Origin of the sequence: Limisphaera sp. VF-2, assembly GCF_049537125.1 — a bacterium.
GTDB lineage: Bacteria > Verrucomicrobiota > Verrucomicrobiia > Limisphaerales > Limisphaeraceae > Limisphaera.
This window is the reverse complement of sequence record NZ_JBMVQY010000004.1, coordinates 265,730-286,606: the sequence shown is the minus strand read 5'-3', so window position 1 is coordinate 286,606 and position 20,877 is coordinate 265,730. Positions and strand designations below refer to the sequence as shown.

The window sequence follows — 20,877 nt, the reverse complement described above, 5'->3', positions numbered from 1 at the left end:
GGCGCACGGGCCAAGGCTACAGAGAACCGCTCGGGCCGGATGTTGAAGAAGGGGTGTATTTCTGACCGCCCGCTCTCGAGTGCCCTCTCAAGGCAGCCGCTGACGGAGGGCGGCAAACATGCCTTTGGCCTTCTGAAGGTTTCCCGCTTGGGCTATGTTAAGGCCATCTATGGCTGCGTACAAGCTGCTGTTGATTGATGACGAAGAAGACGTGCGGTACTCGTTCCGCCGGCTGTTTGCCGGGCCGGAGCTGGAGGTGATCACGGCCAGCAGCGGGGAGGAGGGATTGCGCTTGCTGCCCAAAGTGCAGCCCGACCTGGTGGTGATGGACATTCGCATGGCGGGGTTGAGCGGGTTGGAAACCCTGCGGCGCATCCGGCAGATGGATCCACGGCAACTGGTGATCCTGATGACCGCCTACGGCACCACCCAGACGGCCATCGAGGCGATGAAACTCGGCGCGTACGACTACCTTCTCAAGCCGTTCGATGTGCCGAAGCTGCGCGCGCTGATCCAGCAGGGGTTGAAGGCCGCCCGGGACATGCGCCAGGCGGTGGCCCTGCGCCCCTCCGGTCCCGGCGAAGGAGAGGATGCCCTGGGACTGGTGGGGCGCAGCGAACCGATGCAGCAGGTATTCAAGTTGATCGGGCAGCTCGCCGGTTCGGATGCCACGGTGCTCATCACCGGCGAAAGCGGCACGGGCAAGGAACTGGTGGCCCGCGCCATATATCAGCACAGTCGGCGCAGTGATCAGCCGTTCCTGGCGGTGAACTGCGCGGCCATTCCGGAGGGGCTGTTGGAGAGCGAATTGTTCGGACACGAGCGCGGGGCCTTCACCGGCGCCACCCACCAGCGCATCGGCAAGTTCGAGCAATGCCACCGCGGCACGCTCTTTCTCGACGAAATCGGCGACATGAGCCTGACGACACAGACCAAGATTCTGCGGGTGCTGCAGAGCGGGCAGTTCGAGCGCGTGGGGGGCAACCAGACGCTCCAGGTGGACGTGCGCATCCTGGCCGCCACCAACCGCCCGCTCGAGCAAATGGTGGCCTCCCGCCAGTTCCGCGAAGACCTGTTCTACCGCCTCAACGTCGTGCGCATCCACTTGCCGCCGCTGCGTGAGCGCAAGGAGGACATTCCGCTGCTGGTGGAGTATTTCTTGCGCCGCATCGCCCGCGAGCAGAATCAGGGCCCGAAGTCCGTCACGGCCGGGGCCCTGGAGGCGCTGATGGCCTATCACTGGCCGGGCAACGTGCGTGAACTGGAAAACGCGCTACGCCGTGCCACGGTCATCGCCAAAGGGGAAGCCATTCTGCCGGAGGACCTGCCCGCAGAGATCCTGGGGGCCGCGGTGGCAGGGGTTGGCCGGCAGTCGGGCGCCAGGCCGAATGCCACGGGCGTTTCCGCCCCCCTTTCCGGTCCGGGAGCGCCGACAGCGGAGCCCGATGAAGCCAGCGAACTCGACGAGGTCGTCCAGTTGGCCCAGCGGCTCTTTCAGTGGGCCCGGCGGCATCCAGATCGGAAGGTGTTGCCGGCCGTGGAGCGCGAACTGGTGGTACAGGCCCTGAAAGAAACCGGGGACAACCAGGTCCAGGCGGCCAGGCTCCTGGGAATTACGCGGGCCACGTTGCGCAAGCGGATCGAAAAGTTCGGCATCCGGCGCGAGATCCGCGTCCGGTGAACCGTCCTTTCCAGAGCGATTCCCGAGTGCCACGCAATGCGGGGGCAGGCCTGCGGGCGCCCCGGAGGCGGGGTTGCTCAGTCGGAGGCCTGAATTCTGAAGGAGTGGGGCCAAGCGGGATTCCGCGAACCGGAAAACGGAGCGCGTTGAGGCGCGGTGCGCGCGTTCCTCTTCAAGTCGGGCAGAATCCTTCCGCCGGCGTCAGTGCCGGGGAACCCGTGGTTTTTTGCAAGAACTCGAGAACCGCGGCCCAAACCTCTTCGAACCGCAAATGCTCCAGACAAACCGGCCGGGGCCAGCGACAATAATCCGAGCAGGGCTTGAAGGGGCAGGGCTTCCCCTCGATCCAGCGCGCCCGGGGGTGGAGTGGCGCAAACCATTCGGGCAACTGGGGCCCGAAGAGCGTGAAGGTGGGCACGCCGCAGCAGGCGGCCAGGTGACCGGGGCCCGAATCGTTGCCGATGAAGAGATCCGCGGCGTCGATGAGCCGGAGCAGCTCCGCCACAGTCTGCGGAGCAACCACTTCAGTCTCGCCCGCCTCACCCCACCACTGCCGCTGATGAGGATCGCACGCCACCTGGACGCGCCAGCCCAGTGACCGGAGCCGCTGAACCAACTGGCGATAACGCTCCAACGGCCAGACTCGAACGGGCTGACCGGCGCCGGTGTGGACCAGAATCGTCCGGAAGCTGAGGCGGGGAGGAGCCGCAAGAGCTTCACGCGGCGGCAGTTCGAAGCCCAGGGCCCGTCCCAAGCCGCGCCAATACTCGTAGCGATGGGCCTCGGGATCGGGGCGTGGCAGAGGCCGGGTCAACCAACGCTGGCTGCCCAGCCGGGGGAACCCGATCCGCTCCCTGGCGCCCACCAGGCGAAGCCATGCGTGATCCCGCGGGTCCCAGCGGCCCGAGACGCCCACGTCGAACCGTTGCGCCCGGAGCTCCCGGGTCATCTGGAACAATTGCCGCCACGGCCACAACCAAAGCCGGTACTTTCCGCGAAAGGCCGTCCAGGGCGCCACCAGTGTCTGCACCCGGACCCCGGCCCACAAACGCGGTTGCAAGTCGCGGCCGAACGGCTTGGCAACCAGTGTCACCTCGAAACGTTCACTGGCCGCACGGAGAAACTGCGTGGCAATGACCAGGTCACCCAACCCCCAAAGTTCCAAGACCAGCAAGCGCGGTTTCATGCCGCTGCGGAATGTGCCAAGGGCGTAGCGTGGGCGTCCCCGGTTTCAGGTTTCCGGGCGCTGAGCCAGGCGGACCATCCCACCCAGTGGACCTGGGCGGTGAAGCGTTTCCGGGAAGGCGGGCCCCATCGCAACACCCAGTGGGCCAGCGCAAAAAGCCAGTTTCGCGAAATCCCGCGGCCGGTAACGGCCAGGCCCCGCCGTTCCACTTCTTGCGCCAGCTCTTCGACCGGCACCAACCGGTGGTGCGTCGGATCGTCATAAAAATTCAACGTAAACGCCGCCGTCCCCTGTTGCCCGCGCAAGGAGGGCAAGCTCAGGCTGCGCGGATGCGGCGTTTCGAAATACACGCGGCCGCCCGGGCGCAGAAGCCGGGCCACCTCGTTGAGGAGGTTTTCGAGGGACCGAAGGTGTTCCACGACGTGCATGCAGGTGATGGCATCCATCGAGCCGTCCGGCCAGGGCAATCGGTCTTGCTCCAGATCCACGCGCGCAAACACACAGCCCGGCGGATACTGATCCGGCCGACCGGCACGATCCGCGGCGAAGAACCGGAGGTCCGGCCGCAGCTCGGCCATGTGCCGCAAGGTTTCTCCATCCGACGAGCCCAGGTCCAGGAGGCATCCCCCACGCGGCGTTGCTGCCACAAAACCAGCGCGGGTGTCGAGCCAGGGCCACGGCCTGAGATAACGCCAGTTCATCTCGGACGGCCGGCGCGAAGGTCTGCGGACCGTGCCCCGGTCCGCAGGGATGCCGCGGTCGATCCACGGAAGAATCCCGGTTTCCAAGGTCTCACTTCCGGGTGCAAGCCGGGCTCGCAACGCCGGCCACTCGGAGACTAGGGCCCCACCAGACCTCTGTAAAGCAGCCGTCGTGCACCACCCCATGGGCACGCCACGGAGCGGCTGCGGCATCGGCTTGGGCTCCCAGCCCGAACCGGGGCTGATTGCGCTACCTGCCAAGGGCCCACGGCAGGCGCGTTGGTGGACGTGGCAGGAGCCGCCCCGGGCCTGACGTGGATTGCCCCTGGCCGTGCCCCGGCGTCGATCCTGCAGCGGCGAACCGGGAGTGTCGTTCAGTCCACGGCGGTGGCCGGGTTGGCATCGACGCCGGGCATTCCCGCGAACGCAGGCGAGGCCCCGGACATTGCACTTGAGAGGCCCTGCCTCTGCTGGTAGGGTGCAGGCAAAGCATGGCTCAGGGTCTGCACTTGTCGCAGCGACTGACCCAGTCGCTGATTCTGGCGCCGCAACTGCAACAGTCGTTGGTTCTGTTGCAGGCGCCCCTGCTTGAATTGAAGGCCCTGGTCGAACAGGAGCTCCAGCAAAACCCCGTGCTGGAAGAAGCTCCGCCCGGGGAGACCGAAGCGGAGGAACGGGAGGGCTTCGACACGGACTTCGATCGGCTCGATCCGGCCGAGCCGCCGCCCGATGTGCGGGTCGACCCAACCGCGGAATCCAATGCTCCCGTGGACGATTTTCAAGCCGAGTTCGAGCGGTTGCTCCAGATGGACCAGGAATGGCGGGAACATTTCATGCAGACCAACCTGGCCCAACCCGCCAGTGAAGAAGACGAGGAACGCCGCCAGTTCATGTTCGATTCCCTCGTGGCCAACCCCTCGCTGCAGGAAGACCTGCTGGAGCAGATGCGGGAGTCGGATCTGCCGCCGCAAGACCATCCGATCGCCGAACTGATCATCGGCAACGTGGACGAGCGCGGCTATCTGACGGCCACCGTCGAGGAGATTGCCCGGGAGGCCGGCGTGACGCCCGAGCGCGTGGAACAGGTCCTGCGTGTGGTGCAAAGTTTCGAGCCGCCCGGCGTCGCTGCACGCGACCTCCGCGAATGCCTCCTTCTGCAATTGGAACGAGCCGGGCAACAAGAGAGCCTCGAGTACCGGTTGATCCGCGACCACATGGACCTGCTGGCACGGCGAAAGATCCCGGAACTGGCCCGCGCCACCGAGTCCACCGTCGACGAAGTCCAGAGCGCCCTTCAGCGAATTGCCCGCCTCGACCCGCGGCCCGGCCGCGCGTATCAGCCCGACACCGACCTTTACGTCGTGCCGGAGGTCTTCGTCCACAAGGTCGGGGATGACTACGTGGTCACCGCAAACACGGAATACCTGCCCCGGTTGCGCATCAGCCACACGTACAAGGACCTGATGACGCGGTCGCCGGTGGACACCGTGGCCCTGGCCCGCGCCTTCGAGGGTTGTGACGAGCCCATTCGCCCGCTGCTGGAACAGGCCCTGGAGGCCATGCGCACCGACAACGATGCCAGGGCCCTGGCCCTGCTGAAGCAACTGGCCGAAACCCCCAATCTGAGCCGCAGCCAGCGCCAGGCGTTGCAAGTGGCCCAGGCCCAGCTCATGGAAAAGGCCGCGTTCGTTGAGGCACGCAACTTCATCCGCGAAAAAATCCGGGCCGGGAAATTCCTCATCCGAAGCATCCACCAGCGGCAGGAAACCATCCTCAACATCGCCCGCCAGATCGTGCAGCGGCAGCGCGAATTCTTCGACAAGGGTCCGGCCCATCTCAAGCCGCTGACCATGGCCGCCGTCGCCGAGGCCGTCGGCGTTCACGAAACCACCGTCAGCCGCGCCGTCAACGGCAAGTACATGCAAACTCCCCGCGGGCTGTTCGAAATGCGCTATTTCTTCAGCACGGGGATTCGCACCGCCAATGGAGACGGCCTCTCGAACACCAGCGTCAAGGAAATGATCGCCGAGATCTTCCGTAACGAAGATCCGGCCAACCCGCTCTCCGACGACCAGGTCGTCAGGATTCTCAAACAACGCGGCATCGAAATCGCCCGTCGAACCGTGGCGAAATACCGCATGGAACTGGGCATTCTGGCCTCCAACCTCCGCCGCGTTTATACCGGGAAACCCAAGGACAAAGCGAAGAGTCCTGCAGCGCACGCTCGAGACAAGGGGAGGACCCTGAACCAGGGGTCTTCCTGTCCAGACGCCCAGGAGGCCCCAGCGAGTGGTGCGCCCGCGACCTCGCAACTCCCGCCGGCGCCGCCCATTGCCTCCGAGCCCGCCGTGGTGGAAAACTCCGCGGGCACTGACTTGTCGTCGCCCGGCCCCTCCGAATCCACACCCCTGGCGCCCACACCGGCTCAAGAAACCCTGCAGGCAAGCCCCGACGCCTCTGCATTCCCAACCACTTCTTCTCGGACCTCTTCGGAAACGCCCGCGGCGTGATTCTCGATCGGGTCCGCATGAGCGCCAGCTCGGTCGTGCCCGGGGCGACGTGTTGAGTTTCCAGAACCGCTTTCCAATGCCAGACCTTTTTTTTTCGGCAGAGAGACCTGCCCGCTTCCCGGATGCACAAAAGGAGCTAATCACACCTGCCAACGCGCGCCGGAGTCGATCGTTTTGGCTGGCCGGGTCCGACCTCGGGGCTTCCGCCCCTCACAGGGCCTCGATCGGGCCTCACGGCGCTACCTGGCAGACGCAGAAACGGTTTTTCTCGGTAAACGCTCTTCCAACAAACACCGGTGGGCGCTATTCGGAAAACCGGCGTCTTTTCAATCCGCCGGCCCCGGGTCATCGAACAAGTAGTTTCACCAGCAGAGCGCATGCGACTTTCCTCGAAAAAGCGTGGGGCGTTTTTTGGAAGACCGCGCCTCCTCAGCAGCAACGGGATTTACCGAGCCGCTGCAAACGCAGGGTCCTTGACATGGTTCATGAGGAGAATGAGTCCGCATATCACCACCGTCAGCACCACCTTGGCCGGTTTGGCTGCGGAGCGCAGGCGCGGATCAAAGGCGCGCATCGGGCCGTGGGCTGAGGGGCCCACCAAGGGCTGCCGTGTAGAGCACTCGTCGCACCGGGGCCCGGCCCTGCCGGTCGAGCGGGAATTGACTTCTCTCACGCGAAGCCGGTTCAGGGATTCAAACGCGAGAGGTACAGCTCTGAGACGAGCAGCCCGCAGACCGGGTGCAAGCCCATTGCGTCAAGGCGATGGCGGGAACGGCGTTCGTTGACTCAGGGGGCAGTGCGGCGCAGCCGGAAGAAACGGCCGGGCCCGTCCAGAGACACTTCGACTTCACCGGTGCCTTCGACCGCCTGCCAGGGTGCTCCCAGCCCACTCGCGGCCTCCAACACAGTTCCGGTGGGCACGGTGAATCGGAGTCTGCCCGGGCCGGGGCGGGCGAACTCCAGGCGAAGCGCCGTGTCATCGACCGGGCCCACGTTGGCGTAGTAGGTGCGGCCGCCCCAAGGGTCTATGATGCCCACGACCACCCGCGTGCCGTCGGTGCCGGCCACAAACTTGTTGCCCGGGCGGCCGTCCAGCTTGGCAGCACTGGTCAAGATTGGTTCGATGCCTTCCGCGCTGGCCGCAAACACCGCCTGCCGGACGCCTTCGGCCCCGTCCAAGGTCCCGGGTACATAGACTTTGCCGCCTGCGACACTGCCGAGACCGCTCACGGTTTGCACGGTCCCGCCGCCTCGGACGGGCATGCCTGGACCGGCGATCCGGCGGAGGGTGCCCTCGCGCCATTCGAGCCAATTTGAGGCTAGGGCCGAGTTTAAAGCGATGATGAACACCGCGCCACCTTCTGCTGTCATCGAACCAAAGTTCGACACGGTATCACTGGTGCCAGGAATGGGATCCCCTTTGGCCAGCAGGGCCGTGATTTCGCCCGCCGCATCCCGGCGCAGGACGACGCTTTGTTGGAGGCCCGCCGTATCCGCCACGAAAACCACGTTGGTTCCGTCAAACGCCAGGTTCCGGAATTGAATGGCGCCCGCGCCCACCACGGGCAGGTTTTGCGTGCTGTTCACGAGCTGGACCAAATCCCCATCCCCGGCACGGTACAGGGCGGACTGGCTCCCAATCCTCGTGCCAAAGACGATCCGGCCGCCGGCTTGGACCGCAGTGAAGAAGGATGAGGACGGAAACAGTGTGCCAGCGAAGCCCGGGGCGGGCGTGGTCACGTCCACCACCACCTCGAGAGTGCCGCCGTTCACACGGTAAAATCCCGCCCGCTGCGAGACGCCGTTGACCAATCGGTATCCTACGACCGCCAGCGGCTCCCCAAGTGCCGAGGGCAGCAGGGTAAAGCCCGAGGCCACGCCCAAACCATTCGGCAGGGTGGCCCCGGCGCCCACCAGGCGGGTCAAGGTGCCGTTTTCCCACGCAAAGATGCCCTCGTTGCGGTTGGTGGCCGGACCTCCCGAGAAAATCAGCCGGCCATCCAGGACGCGGAACGTGACCGAGGCACCGGAGAGGTCGAAGGGCTGGTTGCTATTCGGCACCAGGGTCGTGGGACCGAGGATCGCCGTGAAGCGACCGCCGTTGTACACCGGATTCGGCGGAGCCGGAGTCACCGTGACCACCGCTTCGGCACTGGTCACCTGGCCCCACGCGTTGCTCACGGTCACTCGATAGCGGCCCGAGTCAGCCACGGTCGGTACCGTGCGGATGAAGACTCCTCCGAGCGTTGTATCGTTGGTCACCGCCACGCCGTCCTTCGTCCAAAAATAGCTGAGCGGGAAACCGCCAATGGCCGTGACATCCAGACGCAGTTGGTCACCCGCTTCGAGGGTTTTGTCCACCGGCTGCACCAGGATCTGCGGCGGCGCCTCCACGTTCAGGAGGAAGTTGGGAGCCTGCGCAGCGCCCAGCGAATTGGTCACCAGCACGGTGTAGTACCCGGCATCGGCCACCGTGACCGGGTCCAGGACCAGCGTGTCGGTGGTCGAGCGAACGACCTCTCCGGTGGGACTGCTCCATTTCCAAGCGTAGGTCAGTGGCGCATCTCCGAGGACTGTGACCCGCAGCTCGACGCGTGCCCCTGGCAGCACGGAGAGGTTGGTGGGGGAGGACAAGATCACCGGCACGGCCGGACTGGCCAGGTTGGCCACCAACCGGCGGTTGCCGGACTGGTCCGCCACGTAGAGCACGAGCGTGTCGTCCGCCACATCGTGCAAAACGATGGCCGCCGGGCGGATGCCGCCAAGGTTGTTGACGCCCGGCGGAATAACGGTCCGCAGACCGGTCTCACCAAGCTCGTAAACACCCGGCCCACGGGCGGTCAGGGCCGGGAAAAACACCTTACCCTGCTCCACCGCCAGGCCGAACGAGCCGAGGTTTTGCAATGCATCGCCCTCGGGGGTCAGGTCTCCGTCCTTGACCAACACCGATACGGTGTCGTTCTCGAACTTCAGCAACCGCGTCACGCTGGCAGCGTCGTAGGCAAAGAAATACACCGCCCCGCCCGCCACGAACGGCGGGCTGTAAAAGCGATCCATTGCGCCGCCGTCCGGAAACGTGTCGCCGGTGCGGGCGATGAGTTTCACCGGCCCTCCATCGGCCTGCACGAACATGCCCTGCTCCTGGCCCAAGGGCCCCCGCGCGGCCCAGAAGGCCAGCGACTGGCCGTCGAACCCCACCTGGCTGCTGAAGGTTCCGGGCACGCCCAGGCCGGGCAGTTCGGTGGCGGTGTCTGCGACCGCCTCCAAGGCCCCCGCCTTGACCCGGTAAACGCCGCGGAAATCCTCGCTGCCAGGAGTGGTCTCATGGGCGGCAATGACGGCGAGCGCTTCGCCGACCTGAAACGGCTCGAGGACCACATTGGCCACCTTGCCGCCGGAGTTGGGCAACGCGCTGCCGCCGGGCAGCAGCGTCGCCCAGTTCGTTCCGTCGGTGCGCAGCAGGGCATCGGCGCGAGCGGGGCCGGCGGCGATGACCACTTCGTGACCGGCGGTGGTGTTGCGGGCGAATCCCTGGTGGAAGAACTGCAACGTGCCGGCGGGCGTCGCCGTGCCGGCGGCGGCCAGTTTGGTGAGCGGTCCACCGCGGCCACGGAAAATCCCGCTGGGGTTGAAAGCCGCGTCCCGCGTCACAAAGACCACCGCGTCGCCCACCACCTGCGCCCGGCCGAAATCCTGGATGAAGCCCGCCACCGGATCATTGGCGTTGGCCCGGCTGATCAGGACGAAGGGCCGCCCCGCGTACGTCGGCGATTGGGCTGCCGCGCGATCCTCACCGAGCGAAACGACCCACACCAAAAGAAGGGAGAAAGGGAGCCGAAACCCGCCGGACAAAGCCAATTTTGACGTTTTCATTAGCCCCCCTTAGCCATTCTCACATTCCCTGACAAGCGCAAATCCATGGCCTGGCTGTGCCCGGCCTGCCAGGCCGGCCGCGCCGTTGCTCATCACATCGTCAACGGCCGGGAAGGTCTTTTCCTCAGCGGCCTTGACTCAGGCACGGTTCCGGGGGGCCCTCGGCTGACTTGCCCCGGCAACTCGTCGAAGATCTCGCCAACCGCCTCGTCGCGGGGAGCAGATTGCGCGGTCGATCGTTCCTCACGCCCCGTCGTGCCGGACACCGCCCGCGGATGACCTTCACCGCGGCTCCTGCGAAACTCCCGAGGACCGCCCGTTTGCCGGTTTTCGCTCCACCGCCCGCTCGGCCTGCCTCAGGAGGCGGTCGTAGGCGCCCCGCTGTTCGGGCCGCAGGATGGCGCGCAGACGGGGGCTGTTCTGCTGCAGCACTTCGAACCGCTGTCGGGAACGCGGCGGCAACACCGCCAGTTGTTCCGCCATTTCCTCGAGCACCGGTTTGAACTTCGCCTGCTGCTCGGTGTCCAGACCCAACTCGGCCGTCATCCGCGCCAATGCCATGTCCACTGTGCGCACCCCACCTCCGGCCACGGGCACAAGAATCGGCGGACGCGGGGCGGTCCACCGACCGGTCAACACACCGGCGATGAAGATCGTCACCAGCAGCAGACTGATGCGGAGGATTCGGAACGTTTCCATGGACTCAGTGAAAGATCGGATCTTCCGCCCGGGACAACAGGATCTCCCAACCGGAGGGTTCGGTCGCGCGGCGCGCGTGCATCGCAGCCGCCAGACAAACGACCACCGCTGCACCCGCGCCGATCCAGCAAAGTCGTTCCCACATCGTCCATTGGGCGTGCGGCTGCCGCCGGCTTCGCGCTTCCGCCACGATGCGGGCAGCAAAGCCGATGGGCGCCGACTCGAGTTCGGGCCGACAGACCGGGCGGCGCGGCGCGCGCCGGGCCAGGGCGAGCAGCCGGGAGAGCGCAGTCGGATGGCGGCTCACGGCATTGGGGATTCGAGTTTCTTCCATGCGATCCGGAGGCGTTTCCGGGCCCGGAACAGACGCACGCGAGCAGCCACGGCGCTCCAGCCGGTCTCCTGGCAGACGGCGGCCAGTGAGCGTTCTTCCAGCTCGATTTGGCGGAGCAGCCAGGCATCCGCCGCCGGCAGCGATGCCAGCAACCGTTCCAACAGCGCCAGCGCACGGGGCGCGTCGGCGTCCCGCTGCGGACGTTCCTCGGCCAAACCTTCAAGGAAGGTCTGGTCCTCGACGCTCAAATCTGCGCAACGCAGCTCCGGCCGGGCGCGCTGGCGGCGCAACCGATCCAGGCAGGTGTTGAGGGCGATACGCGTCACCCAGCGCTCGAGGGCAACGTCGCCGCGATATTGGTCCAGCCGGGCGAACATCTTGAGAAACGTTTCCTGCATCAGGTCTTCGAGGTCGTCCCGGCGCGGCAGGTGGGCCCGCACCACCGCAGCGACGCAGGGGTAAAGCCGTTCGACCAGGGCCCGCGCCGCCGCGTCGTCCCCGGCGCGGACGGCGGCCAGCAGCGCGGCCTCGGGCATCGTTCGGCCGCCCTCGCGGGTGTCCGGCAGGTCCCGTTCTCGCGACGCGTCGTCCACAGACAAAGACGCAGGGTAGCTCAAAGCGTTACTGCCGGCTCGGACGCGCTTGCGTTGTCGCGACTGGACGGCACGTGCCAGGTCCGGGAGGTAACGGAAAAGCCCGGGCTGCGCCTGGTAGCAAATATGGCGCGGCTCATCACTCGCCTCAACCCCGGCAGGAGGGTTGGGGGCCGAGCAGGCTGGCAATGCTCCGCGGTTGCGGGACATTCCCCCGTCCGCCCAACTGGCCCGGGCAGGCCGGAGCGGTTTGGAGGTGCCGGGTCGCCCGGGCCCCGGCACTTCAGGCGTGCGGCTTCGAGTGCGGAGCGGTCAACGGGTCAAAAGGCACTTGCCATGCGCATGAAGCGGGAGGCGCGGGTTCGGGCCCGGTCATTCCTCTCGCACCGGCTGTCCCTTCCACGTTCCATTGTTGCCCCAAGGGGATGGGCCGTGTGAACACTCCGATGAGGACCAAGGTTTGCCGGGCGGCCACTTCCATGTGCTCTGCGGCGGCGCAGCGGGCTTGGCCCCGAGCCCGGAATGGGCAGTGGCGCGGTTGCCGGAATCCCTGCCGCCGGCAGTGGCCCGGGAAACAAACGCACAAGGCGTTCACCCGTCAAAGCCATCGAAGACTCCAAGGCCGGTTTTTCCCGGCGCCTCATCGGGCCCATGCCGAGCCCGGCGCCGGGAAGGGTTGCAGGGGCAATGGATCATTTCGTGACAATGGATGCCGCGGTCTCCGCTCCTCCAAGGGCCGGCCCGGCCGGAGCAGCTTTCACGGAAACCCTCGGATGGAGCCGCAGCGTTTGTGGCGCAGCCGCACGGACCGGGCGTTTCAGGGACCGAGCACGGCGCCCAAGGCGGCGGGGACGTTGAGAATGCCCTCGCGGAAGCCGTCGAAGGTATAGCACCGGGTGGGACTATCCAGAGGGGCGACGCCGGGACGGTCGGCGGTGGCGATGAGGACCGTACGCAACTCCTCCGGCGCAAGCGACGGATCCGCCTGCAGCAGAAGGGCAACGGCTCCTGCCACGTGAGGAGCCGCCATGCTCGATCCGGACATCGAGGTTGTGCCGCCTCCCAGCCTGGTCGAAAGGATCCCCACCGATTGAATCAGGTTGGCGTTATTGACGTCTTCCCGGGTTTCGCCCGGGGCCGAGATGGTCACGCCGATGTGATCGTCGAACCAGTTGCCGTCGGTCGCGAAATACGAGGCTGTGTCGGCAGGGATGAAAACGCCGCGGCGATTCGCCCGGCCGTCGGTGGCCGTGGTGCTGGCGACCGCAATGACTTCGGGAAACCGCGCCGGCACCAGGTCGTTTACTTCTCGCCCGCAATCATTGCCTGCGGCCACCACCACCGTAATGCCGGCGGCCACGACAGACTGCACGGCTTGGTGCAAGGGGATGTCGTCGTCACCAGCCGCGGGCCGGCCCAAACTGAGATTGGCGACCCGGACCAGGCCCCGATGTTCCTCGGTCAGCAAGGATTCGAGGCCGCCAATGATCGTCGCATCGGTACCCGTGCCGGTGTTGTCCAGCACACGCACCGAATACAGTGTGGCCTCCGGAGCCACACCCACGACGTCTCGAGTATTGTTCTTCGCTGCGATGATCCCGCCGACATGGGTCCCGTGCCCGTTGCGATCTTGACCGTCCCCGTCAAACGGATCGTAAAGCGTCCCGCCGATGTTCAGGTCCGCATGACCATGGTCCAATCCGGTGTCCAGGACGGCCACCCCCACGCCCCGACCTGTCACGAGCGTCCACACGGTGTTCGCGCCGACCCGGAGCACCCCGGCGGGCACAACCTGCCCGCCCGAGCCGCCACCCGGTTTGCCCTTTTTTGCCTGAATCGGATCGCTGATGGCCGTGACGATCCGATCCGGCACGATCCGCAGGACATCAGGATCTTGTTGCAACCGCTGCAACTGTCCCGGCGGAATCTCGCCCGCAAAGCCACGAATCGTCCGGTGATACACATGGGTCGGGCGCAAGCCGTGTCGCTGACTCACCGCAGTTGCGGATGCAACGTCGCGCAGCTGGACAATATACCGTCCGGGTACGATGTCCCCGGCCCGCCCACCCTGGGCGAAAGCGCCCGGGCCGAATCCAGTCAGGCTAATGGCAACCAGGAGAAGACGACCGATGGCTTTCATGATGCTGTCTAATGTTAAAGACTCGAAAGAACGGGGTCATCGCGGCTCATCCGGCGCTCGGCCCCAAGCGATTCCTGAACGCACTGTCGCGCGGCAGAGGGAAAAAGTCAACCCGGGAAGGCTTGCGCTCTCCCGGCCGGGATCCGTGGTCACCCGCCGGACGGCACGAGTCCTCCGGCAAACACCACGCGCAGCCCCTACGATCGCACCCGGCCGAGCTCCTTCGGCGCCAATGCGTTGCTCGCGCATCTCGGGTTGGCACGAGCTCCGCCAAGTTCCCGGCGTGGGGTGATCCACCTGAACATGCGACCGCCGGGGGTGGCCATGAAACGGGGCGCTTAGCCCCACAATCCCCGATCAACCATCTTGGGACCGGGGCATGGGCGTCTGGAGACTATCGAGACTGCAGCAGAATGCCATTTCCGGCGTGCGAGACGCCCGCACAGGTGCAGATCTCTTTCCTTGTCAAACCAGGCACGGGCAAAAGTGGGCGGCCCGACCACGCTCGGGAAAACCGCCCAAAACGCCGGCAGCCGGGCAAAGCGGGCCTGCGACCGGTCTTGGCCCACGGGACGGATTCTGCCCAAATCGACCACACCCCTGGCACAACCGTGTTCGAGGTGCCTGCCCTGGCCGGGACTGCCGGTGGCGTCCGGCTCACCGCCTGCAATCGCAACGCCGGCCCGGTTGGAGCGGCCATCCATCAGGCCGCACGAGCCCGCACCCGGGTGGATAAAAGGAAACCCGGTTTGAGCGCGGGCGATGTCGGCCGGAGAGGCCAGAGTTTTCGAAAGCGGGCGCGTCCAGGGCCGAGCCGGCAAGCACCTGTAACAGCCACTTCGCCAGCGCGTCATAAGACAGTGTGAAGACCATCATCACTGCCTTACCCGCCGCCGCTTTCCTCTTGGGCAAGGTTTATGCCGCAGAGTTCACCTCGCCCACGCTGGGCACGGATCTGGACCACCCGGCCGAACTGGTGCTGCTGCAAAGCGCCATCCAGATGGAGGGCCAGCATCTGTTGCCCGACGGCCGCGTGTTGCTCGAGGTCCGCGCCGGCGTGCAAAACGTCGGCGAAGGGTTGTGGAGCGCCGTGCAGGTAGGATTTCAGCCCGGCAGCAGCAACGGGGTTGGCTACGGCATCATCGCCAACGGACTCGAGATCCTGGGCCTGCTCTCCACCAACAGCACCCTTGTTGTGACCAATTCAATGTATCTGCGCGTGCCCACGGCCAACCTGACCGCCGCGCGCGACGAATTGCTTTCGGGCAGTCCGCTGGTGCTTCACGCCAGGGACCGGCTGGGCCAGCGCCGCACCCTCGATGCCGCGGCCCGGGCGGCGGAAAACCTCCAACTGGTCAATGCCCGCGTGCTGGCCGAATTGCCCGTGGCCGACAGCAAGACGCTGCTGGTGTTCACCACCGACCTGCAAAACAACGGCTCGAACACGTGGTCGGAGCTTTTCCTGGCCGTGGACGCCGGGCTCGCGACGAACGAGTTCTCCGCCGCCGCTCCCACCGGCACGTTTCCCGACCTTTTGCCGGCAATGGGCGCCCTGTCCAACTCCCCGCCCTTTTACGCCGCCGTGGCCAGCAACGAGGTCGAGCTTGCCGTCTCGAACATCCTCAGCGGGTCGGCCCTGACGCACTCGGGCTTCGAGCTGTGGGTGTTCAACGCGCCGCCGCAAGGTATTGACCAGGAGACCGAGGACGCCTGGCTGCCGCCGGCGGAGACCGTGCTGGGCGTGACCACCCTCAAGTTCGACCGGCTGACGACGTTCCTTTCGACACTGCAACCGGGCGATCTGCTGCTGGAAGACCCGGGCGTGAATCTGTTGGACCGACCTGCGCCCAACCCGGCCGACCCGTTTCACCAGACCGAGCCGTGGCTGGGACTGTATCTGCCGTTCGAAGTGACCGCGGTCACGCAGGTCGGCAACGACGTGCACGTGACCGGTCGCATCCGGTCCCTGCTGGACGTGCTGCAGAGTGGGTCGTTCGTGCAGGTGGCGGCCCTGGACGCCTACGACAATCCGGTGCGCGACGTTTACAATCCGGAGCTGGAAAACACCTACACCGGGGCCGAGCAGGACGCGCGCGACGTCCTCGCCGAGACGATCGAACGGGATGATCCGCGCGATGGCCGGCTGGCCGACCTGCGCGGGTTCAACGCGATCCCGTGGCACTTCAACGACCTCCCCCTCACCGACAAGGTCCGGCTCAGCGGCGAGCTGTTGCTGCGTTCGTCGGGGCTGAAGATCGAGGCGCGCATCCGCAACTTCGCCCTGCGACACGCGTTGGTGCATCTGGATGCCGGGGTGGTCATGAACGTGGTGCTCGAATGTGACGGCGGGGAGAACACCACCAACACCCCGCCGGCAGAGAAGACGGTGGAAATCTTCGACCTGCCGCTGCCGCCGGTCACGCTCAACATCGCCGGTGTGCCGATCACGGTCGGCCCGGCGGCGCGGCTGACCGCCGGCGTGGAAGCCAACCTGCCGCAAAAGCTCACGCTTCCGTTGCAAAGCAGTTTCACCATCGGGATGGAAATGGGCTACGACCCCGCGCGGCCCACGGCAAACACCAACGGCTTTTTCTACGAGCCGATCAAGGAGTTCGTGCCCTTGCGGGTGTCCGACCCGACCGTGTTCACCACACTGGCTGCGGAGGTGGGCGCGTGGTTGGAACTGGAGCTGGGGCTCGAGGGCAGCGTGGCCTCCGTGGTCAGTGGCGCGACGACGATGGGCCTGCGGTTGGGCAGCGATTTCCGCGTCGCGCCGCTCGCCAATCCGTGGTGGAACTTCGATGCCACGTTCGATGTGACCGGCCATTTCAGTCTCCGGTTGCTGGGCCTCGAGCTGGTGGATGCCACGACCTACCTGGATCACAACGTGTTGTTCCATCGCGACGCCGGCGGTGGTCTGGGCGGCATTCAGTTGGCCGGGTTGACCACCGATTTCAAGCCCGAGACCGGTCAGACTGTGCGCTGGGCGCGGTTGCTGGCGTCGGGCTTTGATCCTTACGCCTTCGGCGAGACGGGCACGCGCAGCTCCGGCCGGGGGGCGGTCGTGCTCCAGAGCGGCGGGAGCAACGACACGGACTTGATCGTCGCCGGGTGGCCCGGTGCACTGGCGCGGCTGAGTCCGCGGGGCGATCTGCTCTGGGCCAAAGACCTGGGCGCAAATCGAGGCATTGCTCCCCAACGCGGCGTGGCTCTGGCGGACGGCACGTTCACTTTGATCGGCAACCAGGGACGGGCGGTTTGGCTGCAGCATTTCGACGCAGACGGCAACCGGCTCTGGGCGACGAGCCTCCTGCCTGCCGACCCGGTCAAGGAGCTGTTCATTCATGAGTTGCTGGCCGGGACGAATGGCGCGGGCCAAACCGAATACTTCGCCGCCGGTTACGTGCGCCACGGGGCCATCGGGGAAAACGACCCGCTGGTGATCAAGTTCGACGCCGCCGGTGCGGTGCTCTGGGCCAAATACTTCGCGCTGCCCGGCGACGACCCGACCTGGGGCGCCACCCTGACCGCCGACGGAAACCTGGTCCTTTGCGGCACCACCACGGCCGATGTCGCCCCGCCGCCTTATGGCACACCGGACAACGGCAACCTGTTCAAGAACAACACTCCGAACGGGCTGTTGCTGAAGATTTCCGCAACCGACGGCGGTCCGCTTTGGGCCACTGCCTTCGTCAGCGAACGCGGCATCAACCTCGCCTCGGTCACCGAAGGCCCGGACGGAACGCTGTTCGTGGCCGGCGCCATCCACCTGATCGTCACGGACGGCTTCCCCGCCATCTTTGTGGGCAAATTCAAGGCCGACGGCACGCTGCTCGACCACGTGACCATCGGCGAAGACCCGGATTGGAGCGACGAACTGCCCACCGGCGGAACCTCGCCCTACGACATCGCCACGCGCCTGCGCTGGACGCCGGAGGGTTTGATCGCCTGCGGCAGCACCGGCCTGGGCGATGGCCGCTCCGGCTGGGTGCTCGGCCTTACGGACGAATTGGGAGTGAAATTCTACAGCGTGTTCGACGGCCCGCGCGGAGACTGGTGCGCGGAAATCGTGGAGGCCGGTGACGGCCTGGCCGTGCTGGGGAACGCCACGCTGGACACGGTCCGGTTCGGCATCGGTTCGCTCACCGCGGCCACTGTGCCGCTGCTCATGAAGCTGCCGTGGGAAGGCATCCTTCGCTTCCACGAAGATACCGGCCTGCGTTCGCTCTTCCTCCAGCCGCGCGTCTTTCACAGCTCGGCTTCGACCATGTTCCACGTGCTCTCCGGTTCGGGCCAGCTAACGTTCGCCAACGCCCAAAGCCCGGTCTCGTTCACCGTCACCGATCTGCCGTGGGTGCCCGCGTCGCTCCCGCCAGCACCCGTGACCGACATGGACTACCGAATCGTGCCCGTTGAAGCGACCGACCCGGCCCTGATCCAGACCTACGAGGACTGGGCGGCGTATCATTATCTGAGCGGCAGCATGGCCGATCCGGCGGCCGACCCTGACGGCGATGGTCTGCGCAACCTGTTCGAGAGCTATTTTGGTCGCAACCCGTATGTGGCCGAGACCGAGCCGCCCCTGACCATCACGGCGGGCCTGCTCAACGGCGAGCCGGTGGTGGTACTGGAATTCGACCGGGCCACCGGTGCCGCCGCGCTGGGAATCCGGTTCGAAAGCAGCCAGAACCTTCTGACCTGGCTCGGGGCCAGCGACCTGATCGAGGAGGTGCAACCCCTGGGTGGCGGGCTCGAACACGTCCGGCTCATCGCCGCGCAGAATCTGCCCATCCGCTTCTTCCGGCTGGTGGGCGAGTTGGCCGCGGGAGCGAACTGACAGGGCTCGCGGCGCGCCCAAGATGATTCTCTCCGCGTCCCCGGCGCCGAACCAGGGGCGGGACCCGTTCGGGCCGCTCGCCTCCGGCGCCGGCGAGCCGAAGAGGGCAACCCTCGGCCGCTCCCTTTCGATGAAGACGGCGCCAAGAACAGCGGAGGATCGCAGCCTCCCCCGGGTGGGAGGCCCGTTCTTCAGAGAGTCGATCAGAGGCGCCTCAGCGAGAAGCGTCGTCCCGTGCCCGCTCGAGGCATCGCAACGCACCGGTCCCCGCAAACCCAAGCGGGCCGCGCACGCCTGCAACCCAGGGGCAGTTCATGCGGACACCGGGAGCAGCTTTGAGGGAGGCCTTCACAGCGGGCGCAGGCGCGGCCATTCCAATTCGAATCCTTGTCGCTGCAACGTTTGCTGAAACTCGGCCAGCAGTTTGGGGTTGTTGCGCACCTGCCGCGGCACGGCCTTTTTGGAATGGCAGAACGCCACCAGGACACCGGCGGCCTCGCCCACCGTCCACTCCACCGGGTGGAGTCGGTAGGCCCCGTTGGTGATGTGCGTCGTCCCGATGTTCTTGGCACCCGCCAGCAGGTTTTCCACGCGTCGTGGCAACAACGCCCCCAACGGGATCTGGAACGGGAGGCAACTGAGGTCGAGGTAGTTTCGCCCGTTTGTCCTGGGATGAAGATCGATGCGGTAGGCGCCGACGCCGACGGTGTCGGCGAATCGTTCGGCGAGGATCTCGTCTCGCGGTTTCCCGGTCAGGGCCATGCGGGCTTCGGTGCCGACGTGTTGCTCGGTGACGGTAAACTCGGCCAGTAAACGCCGGGATTCACGAATATACGGGGCCTTCGCCAGCCCGTCGCTCGTGCCCACCACGTCGGGGCGCAGACGCAACCCTTTCCAGCCCGTGCCGCCGTCCGGACGGGGCGCCTCGGTTTGCATCCAGTACAGAAGCGAGAGGCTCAATTGTTTTGCACGAGCGAGGTTCCGGGCCGCTTCCGCCGGGGACACGCCCACCAGGGGGCCGAGCCAGTAATCGTTCTGCGGCCAGTTCACGAGGCAGAGGTCACTGCGGTAGGTCCCGGGCACGAACTGCGCAGCCGCCGCAATGCGCCGATAGGTCCAGAGGTTCAACCCGGAACTCCGAAGCGTGGGATCGAACACGAACCGCCGCACCCCAAGGGTCCGGGGATCGGAAGCCTCCCAACTGAGCAGCGGCCCGGGCCACGGAGGCTGGAGCCGCGGCACATAAGTGCGCCAGAAATCGTATTCCTCGGGTCGCTCGATGGTGTGGTCCTCCCCGGGCAGGTATTCCACGACGAAGCACCAGGTGAACGCCTGTTGGTCGCCGGGATCGGGCTCCGGGGGTGCGTGAGGTTCCCCTGTGTCGCGCCTAGCCTCGGCGCCGACGACATGCTCGGTGCCGGTCAGCGGCAGAAGTTCGCCCAACTCCGTGGCATCGATGAAGAACGGGGCCCTCAACGTGCGCCGGTCGCCCGAGCGACGGTCCTCCACCTCCACCACAACCACTCGATCCCCGGAGATAGCCGCGTTCACGGGGGCATGCTCCCCCAGGACGGTGAGCCTCCCGCCGCTGCAATGCGGGGCGAGCATTTGATGCAAAACGGCCAGGGCCACACGCGGTTCATGGCAAAGACGCGACACCCACCCGTTGCCGGGGTTGAGAAACGGCTGGGCGCGGGCTTCCGGAGTAAGTGGGTAGTGCGCGCGATAAAACGAGCGTACACCTTCGCGGAACTCGCGGTAGCTGCGGGTGCAACCGAAATGCTCGATCCACGGGTGCTCATCCGGCGGAACCGCCTGGGCCGTCAATTGCCCGCCCAGCCAGTCGGTGGCCTCGGTGAGAATCACCCGCAGTCCATTTCGACAGGCCGCCAGGGCAGCCGCACAACCGCCCACTCCCCCTCCGACGATCACCAGGTCGGCTTGGAGTTCCCGGCTTCGCGCGGCCAAGATCGACGGTTGCAACATCCAGGGGCCGGCAAGCAGGCACGCTGTCAACCGGTCCAGAAACGAACGGCGGCTGAGGCTCATGTCGCGTGCAATTTTGCAGATCCAGGGCCAACCGTCCATGCCGCACCCGGGTAGCCTGCGCCAATGGCAACAATGCGGGCTCGATTTGCAGCCAGGCCAGCGGGCCGCTCCGCAGCCACACCCGCTGCCGGCGGGCACGGGATCGGAATCGAGCATCGGCTCGGGACCGGTCAATGCTTCGCTGTCCCCGGAGCTCAACCAGGATCTCGGAAGGCTCCAGCGAAACCCGATGTGCGTCTCTCCACCGCGTCCCACCACGCGTAGCAGGGCTGGT

General features: G+C 66.2%; 11 protein-coding genes. 3 read left to right on the top strand and 8 right to left on the bottom strand.

The genetic code is table 11. From position 1 onward, the window contains the following. Window positions 1–169 precede the first annotated feature (169 nt). Window positions 170–1,681 (top strand): sigma-54-dependent transcriptional regulator, encoded by a 1,512-nt coding sequence (locus ACPDIT_RS12940; protein ID WP_423444135.1) that lies wholly within the window; start codon window positions 170–172, stop codon window positions 1,679–1,681. Window positions 1,682–1,853: 172 nt separating this feature from the next. On the opposite strand, the gene ACPDIT_RS12935 is transcribed toward ACPDIT_RS12940, so the two are convergent. Continuing rightward, window positions 1,854–2,867: a glycosyltransferase family 9 protein gene (locus ACPDIT_RS12935; protein WP_423444134.1), complete on the bottom strand. Its 1,014-nt coding sequence runs from the start codon at window positions 2,865–2,867 to the stop codon at window positions 1,854–1,856. Further along, a complete protein-coding gene (locus tag ACPDIT_RS12930; RefSeq protein ID WP_423444132.1) occupies window positions 2,864–3,655 on the bottom strand; it encodes a class I SAM-dependent methyltransferase in 792 nt (263 codons plus the stop codon). The genes ACPDIT_RS12935 and ACPDIT_RS12930 overlap by 4 nt, the downstream gene beginning before the upstream one ends. Window positions 3,656–4,059: 404 nt before the next feature. On the opposite strand from ACPDIT_RS12930, the gene ACPDIT_RS12925 reads away from it, so the two are divergent. Then, the gene (locus ACPDIT_RS12925; protein ID WP_423444131.1) at window positions 4,060–6,078 is read left to right on the top strand and encodes a hypothetical protein; all 2,019 of its coding nucleotides are present in this window, start codon (window positions 4,060–4,062) and stop codon (window positions 6,076–6,078) included. 786 nt (window positions 6,079–6,864) lie between these two features. Here the strand turns inward: ACPDIT_RS12925 and ACPDIT_RS12920 are convergent. The 5 genes from ACPDIT_RS12920 to ACPDIT_RS12900 all read right to left on the bottom strand — a co-directional run bounded on the left by ACPDIT_RS12920 (window position 6,865) and on the right by ACPDIT_RS12900 (window position 13,717). Next, the gene (locus ACPDIT_RS12920; protein ID WP_423444129.1) at window positions 6,865–9,951 is read right to left on the bottom strand and encodes an immunoglobulin domain-containing protein; all 3,087 of its coding nucleotides are present in this window, start codon (window positions 9,949–9,951) and stop codon (window positions 6,865–6,867) included. 282 nt (window positions 9,952–10,233) lie between these two features. Further along, on the bottom strand, window positions 10,234–10,650 hold the full coding sequence (locus ACPDIT_RS12915) for a hypothetical protein (protein WP_423444127.1): 417 nt from the start codon (window positions 10,648–10,650) through the stop codon (window positions 10,234–10,236). A 4-nt stretch (window positions 10,651–10,654) separates the two neighbouring features. Further along, a complete protein-coding gene (locus ACPDIT_RS12910; protein WP_423444126.1) occupies window positions 10,655–10,984 on the bottom strand; it encodes a hypothetical protein in 330 nt (109 codons plus the stop codon). After that, window positions 10,954–11,577 carry an RNA polymerase sigma factor gene (locus ACPDIT_RS12905; RefSeq protein WP_423444124.1) on the bottom strand — a complete coding sequence of 208 codons (624 nt, stop codon included), beginning with the start codon at window positions 11,575–11,577 and terminating at the stop codon, window positions 10,954–10,956. The genes ACPDIT_RS12910 and ACPDIT_RS12905 overlap by 31 nt, the downstream gene beginning before the upstream one ends. 817 nt (window positions 11,578–12,394) lie before the next feature. Next, complete coding sequence (locus ACPDIT_RS12900) at window positions 12,395–13,717, bottom strand: S8 family serine peptidase (protein WP_423444123.1); 1,323 nt, start codon at window positions 13,715–13,717, stop codon at window positions 12,395–12,397. A gap of 862 nt (window positions 13,718–14,579) precedes the next feature. Here ACPDIT_RS12900 and ACPDIT_RS12895 point away from each other — a divergent pair. After that, on the top strand, window positions 14,580–18,554 hold the full coding sequence (locus ACPDIT_RS12895) for a hypothetical protein (RefSeq protein ID WP_423444121.1): 3,975 nt from the start codon (window positions 14,580–14,582) through the stop codon (window positions 18,552–18,554). 348 nt (window positions 18,555–18,902) lie between these two features. On the opposite strand, the gene ACPDIT_RS12890 is transcribed toward ACPDIT_RS12895, so the two are convergent. Next, window positions 18,903–20,603: an FAD-dependent oxidoreductase gene (locus tag ACPDIT_RS12890; RefSeq protein ID WP_423444120.1), complete on the bottom strand. Its 1,701-nt coding sequence runs from the start codon at window positions 20,601–20,603 to the stop codon at window positions 18,903–18,905. Window positions 20,604–20,877: the final 274 nt, after the last annotated feature.

Coding starts and splice junctions, on each gene's coding strand:
- ACPDIT_RS12940 (WP_423444135.1), top strand. CDS start 170: ATGGCTGCGTACAAGCTGCTGTTGATTGATGACGAAGAAGACGTGCGG.
- ACPDIT_RS12890 (WP_423444120.1), bottom strand. CDS start 20,603: ATGAGCCTCAGCCGCCGTTCGTTTCTGGACCGGTTGACAGCGTGCCTG.
- ACPDIT_RS12915 (WP_423444127.1), bottom strand. CDS start 10,650: ATGGAAACGTTCCGAATCCTCCGCATCAGTCTGCTGCTGGTGACGATC.
- ACPDIT_RS12935 (WP_423444134.1), bottom strand. CDS start 2,867: ATGAAACCGCGCTTGCTGGTCTTGGAACTTTGGGGGTTGGGTGACCTG.
- ACPDIT_RS12925 (WP_423444131.1), top strand. CDS start 4,060: ATGGCTCAGGGTCTGCACTTGTCGCAGCGACTGACCCAGTCGCTGATT.
- ACPDIT_RS12900 (WP_423444123.1), bottom strand. CDS start 13,717: ATGAAAGCCATCGGTCGTCTTCTCCTGGTTGCCATTAGCCTGACTGGA.
- ACPDIT_RS12910 (WP_423444126.1), bottom strand. CDS start 10,984: ATGGAAGAAACTCGAATCCCCAATGCCGTGAGCCGCCATCCGACTGCG.
- ACPDIT_RS12920 (WP_423444129.1), bottom strand. CDS start 9,951: ATGAAAACGTCAAAATTGGCTTTGTCCGGCGGGTTTCGGCTCCCTTTC.